The sequence below is a fragment of the Zooshikella ganghwensis DSM 15267 genome (assembly GCF_000428585.1).
Lineage (GTDB): Bacteria > Pseudomonadota > Gammaproteobacteria > Pseudomonadales > Zooshikellaceae > Zooshikella > Zooshikella ganghwensis.
Window position 1 is genome coordinate 70,705 of record NZ_AUAF01000011.1, and the last position, 9,950, is coordinate 80,654.

General features: G+C 41.2%; 6 protein-coding genes. 4 read left to right on the forward strand and 2 right to left on the reverse strand.

The window, feature by feature from the left end; translation table 11 throughout:
- Positions 1-85: 85 nt before the first annotated feature.
- Together F607_RS28150 and F607_RS28155 are read right to left on the reverse strand one after the other, a co-directional pair.
- Entirely contained in the window at positions 86-1,339 is a 1,254-nt protein-coding gene (locus F607_RS28150; protein WP_051310887.1) for an efflux RND transporter periplasmic adaptor subunit, read from the reverse strand.
- A 902-nt stretch (positions 1,340-2,241) separates the two neighbouring features.
- Positions 2,242-2,691: a transposase gene (locus tag F607_RS28155; protein WP_051310889.1), complete on the reverse strand. Its 450-nt coding sequence runs from the start codon at positions 2,689-2,691 to the stop codon at positions 2,242-2,244.
- A gap of 326 nt (positions 2,692-3,017) precedes the next feature.
- Here F607_RS28155 and pdsR point away from each other — a divergent pair, with 326 nt between their 5' ends.
- From pdsR to F607_RS0104485, 4 genes are all read left to right on the forward strand, one after another.
- Complete coding sequence (gene pdsR / locus F607_RS0104470; RefSeq protein ID WP_027707103.1) at positions 3,018-3,719, forward strand: proteobacterial dedicated sortase system response regulator; 702 nt, start codon at positions 3,018-3,020, stop codon at positions 3,717-3,719.
- A gap of 8 nt (positions 3,720-3,727) precedes the next feature.
- Positions 3,728-5,839, forward strand: coding sequence for an ATP-binding protein (locus F607_RS0104475; protein ID WP_027707104.1), 2,112 nt, complete (start codon positions 3,728-3,730; stop codon positions 5,837-5,839).
- 89 nt (positions 5,840-5,928) lie between these two features.
- Positions 5,929-9,165, forward strand: coding sequence for a DEAD/DEAH box helicase (locus tag F607_RS0104480; protein ID WP_051310892.1), 3,237 nt, complete (start codon positions 5,929-5,931; stop codon positions 9,163-9,165).
- Positions 9,166-9,291: 126 nt separating this feature from the next.
- The gene (locus F607_RS0104485) at positions 9,292-9,702 is read left to right on the forward strand and encodes an ASCH domain-containing protein (protein ID WP_027707106.1); all 411 of its coding nucleotides are present in this window, start codon (positions 9,292-9,294) and stop codon (positions 9,700-9,702) included.
- The last annotated feature ends 248 nt before the right edge of the window (positions 9,703-9,950 follow it).

The following is a 9,950-nucleotide window of genomic DNA, read 5'->3' on the forward strand; positions in this document are numbered from 1 at the left end:
AACCTTGTGCTTACGCACATAAACCACATGGAGTTGATCCTTGCGCGTCCAGTATTTCATGTAGCCTATCGCTGTCTTCATTTACTTAGCCTTCGCTAGAAGGTGTTAGGTTTGATGAAGTTTCTTTATTGGCTGAAGTTTGTGTTGATTTTATGGCAACGGTCGATTGCTGTTCGGAGTCAGTGATGCTGACTTGCAGACCTGGAATAGGGTTAGGAATAGAGGTAAGGCACAATCTGTCACCCTCACTAAAGTTATTCTTAATAAAAGCACTTGCACGCTGCTCTCGAATCAGTTTTACAGGACGTATACGCAATGTGTCGTCTTGATCAATCACGAGTACTTGCTGACGGTTGATCAGTAGATGGCGTGGAATTTTAATGACATTTTCAGCAGCAACCCCGGTAATTGTGGCTTTAACAAATGAGCCAATAGGTAAAGGTACCTGCTGACTCTCTTGTTTTGCTGTAGCAGAAAGTGAGTAAGGGTCTTTGATACGTGCGACCAAATAGTGCATACGTGTTTTGGTGTCGACTACAGCTTCTTGGCGGGTAATTACAGCTTGCCACTCATGATCTGGGTTGTGGATTGAGGTGAGTATGACTTTTGGCCCCTGAAACTCACTTTGTCCATATTGAGGCAAGTCGAGATAAGGCATGTCACTGCGTTTAATGGGTAAGCGAATTTCTGCATAATCGGTTGCAAAGGTGTCTCCTAGCTGTGCACCCGTGGTTACATACTGGCCCACATCAACTTGTCGTGCCTTCGTCATGCCATCATAAGGCGCGCGAATTTCTGTACGGGAGAGGTATTGCTGTGCTTTGTGCAAGTCTGCTTTTGCAGCATGAACTGCGGCTTTCGCTTCTTGCACATAGGGCTTGCGTAATACTAGATCATTAGCTTGCTTTAATGACCGCCCACGTTGGGTCCAGTCAGTACGAGCTGCTTCTGCTTTGCCTTGTTCTTCCATCAGCTTCGCTTCGGCTTGTGCAAGCTGAGCTTTGGCTTGTTCGACAGCTACTTTATAGTCAATGGGATCAATGCGAAGTAATATATCGCCCTTTTTGAAGGTGCCACCACTGACAAAGGTAGGGGAAATTTCAAGTACAGTACCTGCTACTTGTGAAATCAGTGTCGTTTCTGTACGAGGATTGATGGTGCCCTGGCTGCTAACATGAAACTGAACGGTTTCTTCAACAAAAGGCTTTGTCTCTACAACAAGAGGTGTTGCAGGTTTTTCGGATTTGGCGGGTTCAGGTTTCATGTTACTTAACTGCCAAGTAGCGACAGCCGCCAATGCTAACAAACCAATAGGGGTGATAACCTTAAGCCACCTCATGGATGATGATACTCCTCGATGCAAAATCGAACTGACTGGGTCATTTAATATGGGCGAATACCTTAGCAAGAACCTGGGTCTTTGCCAAAGAACATTTCACTTTATTCAGAAAATCTCATGAGCAGCTTAATGCGGCTATAACAGTATATCTACAAGGGCTATAAGAACTGTAATACAAGGTTTACTGAATATGCATAACAGGCTTTAAAATAAGACAGGCAAGTAGGTAAAATGATCCCAAATTATGTGAATATTCTTTGTTTTTTATGTGAAGGGCGTAACAAGCCTAATTAGTCAGAGATTGATGTGTCGTGCTAGCAGGAGACATATAACTATCTTTACAAGCAGCGTCCTTAACAAAAGCCATCTTCTGAAGCATCTTTGTCAAAAGCCTGCAAATCGCCAGTCAAACTCGCTGTAAATCCATCCCTGGAGACTTGTTTACCGTGTCCTTGCGGCAAACAGTTTGATGGACGTTACCCAGCCTTTGCCTGCTATTTGCTTTTTATCACAAGGAAATACCACATATGCCCATGTAATGGTCATTGTGTATAGCAAAAAGAGGACCGGCAGGGCTTTTATTTTTTAATGAAATAGGTGTTGGGAGTCCTGTAAGTAGCAGAGAGCAAAGATGGTCTTCCACTGCGGGGCGCACAAATTAAGTTATGCATTGCTTTGGCACAATATATTATTTACGTGCTTTTTTATAAACGACTATTCAGTAGAGAAGTATTTGTATCTAGTAAACGTTAGAGAAATATTTTTAAATTAAAAATTATTTAGATTCGTCAAAAATAAAAAATTGAACTCAAGAAGTGAAAGCTGAAAAAAATATATTTATTAATAAATCAACTCGTGTGAGCAAGAGCGTTCTAACTCACACTGAGTACTCATGGTAAAAATCACAAAGGTGTAGTGATAATAGGTAAGTGGTTAACACGGTGTGCTGTTTTGGCTTTTTCTGTTGTTAATTGGTGTTGTTTTATAAGTTTGCGTTTTACTCTACGGGCGGTGTCGTAAGACACTTTAAGTTCATGCATTAATGATAAAGCAGATAGTTTCTTTTGATGGGCAAGAAAATAGGCTGCTTTGAACCAGTCTTTAAGAGGAAGCTTAGTGCCTTGGAATATTGTGCCACTGATAAGTGACTGCTGCCGGTGACAATGGTTGCATTGGTAGAGTGGACGGGTTTTAAGGGTGCAATGCTTGGCACAACCACAGCTAGGGCAACGAAATCCATCGGGCCAGCGGAGCTGAAATAAGAGCTCATGACACTGGCTTTCGGTACCAAACTTATCTGCGAAGTGTTCAAACCCCTGAGTTTTGACAAGCGATATTAAATCAATTTCCATGATGAATCCCTTCTGCAATGATGAATGTATTGCGGATTTGTTCATTGTATTAGTCGTCAATATACGTATATTGATCTCTATCAGGGTTTTTCGGCTGAATTAGATGGGTAATTTCTAACTCATATGCCATGATCAGTCGTCTTTTGTACCTTTATCAGTGGGTATAACGTGTGAACATTGTTGGCAAACTTCTGCTAACTCCTTCCGTGCTAAGCTTTAAACAGTTCATTGTAGTTCTTGATAGCTTATTCTTGATGGTGGTAATAGTTGTCATCATGGTCATCGCGCCGCATAATTGGCGACAGTTTGTTCTGGTGGAGGCTTAAATGCAGCGTTATATCGCCATTGTGGAAGATGAAGCGGCCATTCGTGAGAACTATCGGGCGGTACTCACACGTTATGGTTATCATGTCAGCATGTACAGTAATCGCCGAGAAGCTATGGCAGCATTTAATCAGCAGCTTCCTGAGCTGGCAATTATTGACGTTGGTTTGGAAGATGAGATTGAAGGGGGCTTTGATCTTTGTCGTGAGCTTCGGGCTATTGCACCACAGTTGCCGATCATCTTTTTGACCGCGAGAGACAGTGAGTTGGATGCTATTTCTGGCTTGCGCTTGGGAGCTGATGATTATCTGACAAAAGACATCAGCTTAGAGCATATGGTTGCGCGGATTGTTGCGTTATTTCGCCGTGTGGATGCACTTCAATCAAAAGCACCCGCAGATCAAGGCCAACAATTATGCTGTGGGGACTTGGTGATGGACCTTGATCGGATGACAGCAAACTGGCAAGGTCAGCTGGTGCCACTAACCTTAACAGAGTTTTGGCTGGTTTATGCGTTGGCAAAACACCCAGGACATGTGAAAAACCGCCAGCAACTGATGGATGCTGCAAACGTTGTGCTTGATGATAATACCATTACCTCCCACATCAAACGTATTCGCAAAAAGTTTTCTAAGCTAGATGCTAATTTTCAGTCTATTGAAACAGTATATGGGTTTGGCTATCGCTGGCATCCTCAAAAATAGCAGCCTATATGCGTCTTCATATTCAGTTATTTATTATTAGTCTTATTACCCTGGCGCTACCTTGGGCTGGCTGCCAGTATGTTAAAGAAATGGAAACTGCCCTGCGCAGTGGACAGGAGCAAGCAGTGCAAGCAACCGCTAATGCGATTGCAAGCACCCTTACCAGGGTTACCTGGCCAAAAGTAGAAGGGGAGCAAGTGCTGTATGCTCACTCACTGAATATGCCTTTGGTAATCGATGGTTATCATGAAGACTGGCCGTTTTCTAATCAGCAAATTAATCACTTTCTTAGCTTAAAGAAAGAGTCAATGGCGATGCGTTTAGGTGCAGGAGGTGACCAGGCGCTCTATTTGCACATTACCTATCAAGATGATCGCGTTATCTACCAAACTCCTATGCAGCGTTCTTTATTTGCTTCTGATGCGCTGTTAATTCGAGTACAAAAAGGTCAAGAACATCAAGCTTATTTAGTACGTACACCTGCACCTGGCAAGGTGATTGCCGAACAGATTATTGTTGAAGAAAAACAAGTCATCCTTATTCCAGAACCGGATATTCAGGGGCAGTGGCAAGAGACCGCTCAGGGTATCAATATTGAGCTACGTATTGCACATCAACGGGTGGGTGATCGAGTTGCAGCAGGTATGGTTGACTATGACTTTATAAATCAGGTTCAAACTGTTGGTGCGCTTTTTAATGAACCTGTCATTGGGGAAGATAGCCTTATAGCGGCATTGGCCGGAGCAGAACCTATCCCTTACCAGCTGGTTACACCAACACCACACCTGAAAGCTTTGTTATCTCCTTTTGCGTCATTAGGACAACAAGTAGTGCTGGTTACCCCTCAAGGCTGGGTGCTTGCCTCAGCCAAACCTAAAAATAAAAACACGGCATTAGCTGAAGATATTGAGCGGCATCATATCGTTGTGCCTTATTGGCAGCGCACTTTGTTACATTGGATTTTGTCTTCTTCAGAATCTCTTCCGAAATGGTCATTGCGGTCAGGTCGAGTAAGCGCTGAATTTATGCAGCATGTTTTACAGGACAGTTTAGCCTCTCAGTGGTTTCAAGGTAGTAAGCAATACACCAATAAAGTCGTGGCAGGTACTCCAGTAGTACAAGATGATCAGGTTATTGGCGCTGTGCTTGTTGCAAATGCTTCTGATGAAATTGTATCGCTTACAGATAAAGCCTGGCTAGGAATGATAGGCGTAACATTTTGGGTTATTATCCTTGTTGTGGTAGTGCTTGTGGGTTTTGCAGTGCTATTATCCAGTCGTATTCGGCGTTTAAGCCGCCTGGCCGAACAAGTGTTGACCGCGGAAGGGCAACTGGCACAGGTATTTCCTGCCTCAAAACGAAAAGATGAAATAGGCGATTTGTCTCGGAGTTTCAAAGTTTTGCATCAGCGACTTTGGGACTATATGCATTATCTGCAAAGTTTATCGAGTAAATTAGCCCATGAGTTAAGAACTCCGTTAGCCGTGATGCGTTCTTCTCTTGAAAATCTGGAAATGGAAAACTCGTTGTCTAATACGGCAAAAGACTATGTATTAAGAGCTAAAGATGGTGCTGACCGATTACGGCATTTAATTGATGCAATGAGTGAAGCAAAACGTGTGGAGCAGAGCTTAGCGCAAGCAGAACCAGAATGCTTTCCTCTTGATCAGGTAGTCAATGGTATGGTATTGGCCTATCAGGATGTTTACTCTAATCATTGCTTGCAGGTAGATATACAGTCAGGGTCTTATTCTCTATGGGGAGAAGCTGACTTTATCGTACAGTTGTTGGATAAACTGGTGGATAACGCAGTTGATTTTACCCCTGCTCAAGGATTAATTCGAATAGCACTTAAACAAGAACAAGAAAACTATTATTTAACGGTATTTAATCAAGGCTCATCTTTACCAGATTCAATGCGTGATCAGCTATTTGATTCTTTGGTATCTGTTCGCAAAGAAACCTCTTCTAAACAACACTTAGGGTTTGGTTTACATATTGCCAAATTAATTGTTGACTGGTTCCAGGGGCGTATTATGGCAGAAAATGCAGAAGGAGAGCATGGTGTGATATTTACTGTAGTGTTGCCCAAAATTAATCGCTATACACCAGTGAAATAAATTGTGCTTTGCTGTGAGAATGATTCCTCATTAATATCAAATTAAATTTTAAACATGACAGAGTTTGACAAAGTTTAGCAGGATCAGATGTGAACTTTCTTAAATATCAAGATATAGAAGATAACATTTCCAGTACTTTTGTGAGAAGAGGTAAGGATTATTTTCGACATGGGCATGTTGATAAAGTCTATTGGGATAGTGATGACGATGTTATCAGATCAGTAGTGAGTGGTCGAAACCGCTATACACAGGAAATTCATGTAAGTCAATACTATGGTGAAGTAGATATTGATGGTTATTGTTCATGTCCCGTTGACTATAATTGTAAACATGTCGCTGCTGCTTTATTAAAGTATTTGGAACAACGAGGTAGTGTCTCAGAAAAAAACTCACCTAAATCTCAATTGAGTTTTAGCTCATGGCAACACCAATTTGAGTCTGTAATAGCACAAGAAAAGCACACAGCATCACCTAGATATGAAGCTACTCCTGGTAAGGAGTTTTTGGTTTATATTTTACAGCTAAATAATGGTGATCTGAGCATTGACTGTTACTCTACTAAAAAGTACAAAAAAGGTGGGTTTTCAGCACTTCATGATGTTTATCGTGGGTGGTATGGTAACCATGTATGGTCAAATGCAGATGGGATTATTAAAAACTTAATTGGCAATGCGAATAACTTATCTGAAACCCATAACCCCTACCAATTGCTTACTCATTTAGCTAATAGTGGTCGTGCTTATGTTGGAGAGTTTGAACCTAATAATGTATTAACCGAAGGGCGCTTACTTGATATCCAGTTTAATTGGCAAGCACAAGATAATTTAAAGCAATTAAAGTTAAGTTTAGCGGATGCTAGTGATGATGATTGGGTAGTATTACCAACCCAGCCAGTATGCTACTTTAATAAAATAACAAAACAATTTGGTCGCATTAATACACAATTAAATTACGATGTACTCTTAATGCTGCAAAGGTTGCCAGCATTGGATGTTGATCAGCAGTTTGAAGTTGCAGGCCTTATTAGATCGGGGCTCGGCAGTTATGACATACCACTGCCAGTGGAGTGGAAAGTAACAGAGGTTAATGAGCAACCTATACCCAAGTTGTTGGTAAGCAAGAGTGTTAGTGGTCAAAAATACTTGGGTGAACTGTTTTTTGTTTATGGTGAGCACGAGCTTCCCTATTCAAAAGGGCAAAGAGCAAACCCGCAAACTGTATTTAAAAAGAGCGGTGAATATCAGGTGAGACTGCAACCTGAGCAAGAGCTGTTGGCTGTCAAGCAGTTGGTTGAATGTCACTATACGCCAGAAGAAAATGATCATACTGGTTTTCTTAGGCAAGATGAAAAACTGCTTTTTAATATTGCACATAATCCAAGTGATTATTATCAGTTTAAAACTGAAGTACTTCCAGTGTTGCAGGAGCAAGGGTGGAAGTTTGACGAAACGGCTATATCTGAACAGTTTAAAACAGCGAAAAACTGGGATATAACAACTCATGATGAGGGGGCTAACTGGTTTTCTTTTGCCTTAGATATTGATATTGATGGTACTAAAGTTGCGGCATTACCCCTTATTATCCAGTGGTTATCTGCCTCTGGAGACAATATAAAACGTGCAGAAAAACCAGTTTGCTTAGCGTGTGATGGCATTGGGTGGGTTGTAGTGCCTGCCGAAACCATTAACTCAATCCTGGATATTTTGGTAGAGCTTTATGATCGTCCAACGTTATCTGAAGATGGTAAATTAAAAGTAAATAATGCAAATGCTGTTAGACTAGAAGCGCTTGCTGAAGCATTACAGCAAGTGAGGTGGTTAGGTGATAAGTCAATAAAATCCCTTGGCAAGGAATTGGCTAATTTTAAAGGAATAAAAAAACTGAAACCGCCAAGAGGTTTGAAAGCAACACTGCGCGACTATCAGCAAGAAGGAGTTGAGTGGTTGCAGTTTTTGAGAAAGTACAGGTTTGGTGGTGTGCTTGCGGACGACATGGGGCTTGGCAAAACGATCCAAGTATTGTCACACATTCAGTTAGAAAAAGAGCGGGGGCGATTAAAACAACCTGCTCTGGTGGTAGTGCCAACCAGTGTACTAGGAAACTGGCAAAAGGAAGCGGCTAAGTTTACCCCTAACTTGAATACCTTTGTCTGGTATGGGGCTGATCGGAATGAATATTTTGAGCAACTGTCAGAAAACCAGTTAATCATTACCAGTTATGGTACCTTTCAGCGTGATGCTGAGCGACTAGCTGAATATGAGTATCACATGCTTATATTAGATGAAGCTCAGTATATAAAAAATAGTAAATCAAAAATATCAGTATCTGTTAGGTTGATTAAAGCGAACCATCATCTCTGTATGACGGGCACTCCACTTGAAAACCACCTTGGTGAACTATGGAGTTTGTATGACTTTTTAATGCCAGGTTTTTTGGGTAATGAGCGTAGTTTTAATCGTTTATTTCGTAAACCTATTGAAATTGAGGGGCATCAGCAGCGACATCAAGCATTGTCACAACAGGTTGGACCTTTTCTTCTACGGCGGACAAAAGACGCTGTTGCTGATGAGTTGCCTGAAAAGACAGAAATGATAAGAAGTGTAGAGTTAGGCGCTAGCCAGCAAAAACTTTATGAGAGTATTCGCCTCAGCATGGAAAAGAAAGTTCGGAGTTTGCTTAAAACCAAAGGCTTAAACCGGAGCCGAATAGAAATTCTTGATGCGTTAATGAAGCTACGTCAAGCTTGTTGTGATCCAAGACTCGTTAAATTGGACAAAGCAAAAAAAGTAAAGCAATCTGCTAAGTTAACTTTACTAAAAGAGCTGTTGGTAGAGTTGTTAGATGAGAACAGAAAAATCTTACTGTTTTCTCAGTTTACCAGTATGTTGACGCTTATCGAAAAAGAAGTAAATGAGTTGAAAATACCCTATGCTAAACTCACAGGGCAAACCCGTAAGCGAGAAGAAGTTATCAGTAAGTTCCAAAATGGTGATGTACCATTGTTTTTAATTAGTTTAAAAGCAGGTGGCGTTGGCCTGAATTTAACTCAAGCGGATACGGTGATCCACTATGATCCTTGGTGGAACCCTGCGGTTGAACAGCAAGCTACTGACCGTGCTTATCGTATAGGGCAGGATAAACCCGTATTTGTTTATCGATTAATTTGTACAGGAACAGTTGAAGAAAAAATCTTAGCGATGCAGGAAAGGAAACAATCGTTAGCGGATGGTATTTATAATAATAAAGCAGGCGAACAGCTCGCATTAACAAGTGAGGAAATATTAGACTTCTTTACTCCAGGGGAGACTAAAAATGATATTTTCTAGGAAAGAGCTGTCGTACTCACTCTTGTTTGTTAAGCTATAAATGCAATTATAGCTTGTACAAATGGTTTTTAGGATATGCCATTGTGCAGGGTATATTTACCAAGAGTTGTTAGTTAGGTATATACAATGCCATCAGGATTCATGATAGAAATTAAGGGCAAGCCGGTCAAAATAGAATACTCAGAAGGTGATATTCATGTGATTGGCTTGATGGATATGCCTTTTGAGTGGATCAAACAAGGCTCAAAGTCTGTTGAGGTACGGGCAAATAGTGATGTCCGACCATTTGATTATAGTGTCATTAAACCTGGACATACTTTACGACTCATTAACGAGCAAACGGGTGAATCTTTAGAGCGCCGTGTTATTCGAGTTGATCATTATCAGACGGTAAAAGAGCTGCTCAATACGGAAGGAATGGAAAACACGCTACCCACTTTGGTGTCTGTTGCGGAGGCTATTGAGTTGATACATAGTTTTCCGGGCTATAAACAGGGTATAGTAAAGTACGGCGTTTATGCGATAGAAGTTATGTAGAGTTTAGCGCTGGCTTCATTATTTGCCACCTACAGTTGGTGACCATGTTTAATGTATGGTTATACCCTTCACGAATGGAGACTGTAAAAGATTCTGTGTAACCGCCTATTCTTAATGTTAACAATGTATAAGGATAGGCCATTATGGTGACTCAAAAAGAACTCGAAGCCTTTGCTAAAAAAGCCGCCAAGGGCATTAAAACAGAAAAAGACCTCAATCAATTTGCACAAATGCTCAAAAAGGTCACG

Bases quoted from the DNA above. Each gene is read 5' to 3' on its own strand.
- F607_RS28155 (WP_051310889.1), bottom strand. From the start codon at position 2,691: ATGGAAATTGATTTAATATCGCTTGTCAAAACTCAGGGGTTTGAACAC.
- F607_RS0104475 (WP_027707104.1), top strand. From the start codon at position 3,728: ATGCGTCTTCATATTCAGTTATTTATTATTAGTCTTATTACCCTGGCG.
- F607_RS28150 (WP_051310887.1), bottom strand. From the start codon at position 1,339: ATGAGGTGGCTTAAGGTTATCACCCCTATTGGTTTGTTAGCATTGGCG.
- pdsR (WP_027707103.1), top strand. From the start codon at position 3,018: ATGCAGCGTTATATCGCCATTGTGGAAGATGAAGCGGCCATTCGTGAG.
- F607_RS0104485 (WP_027707106.1), top strand. From the start codon at position 9,292: ATGCCATCAGGATTCATGATAGAAATTAAGGGCAAGCCGGTCAAAATA.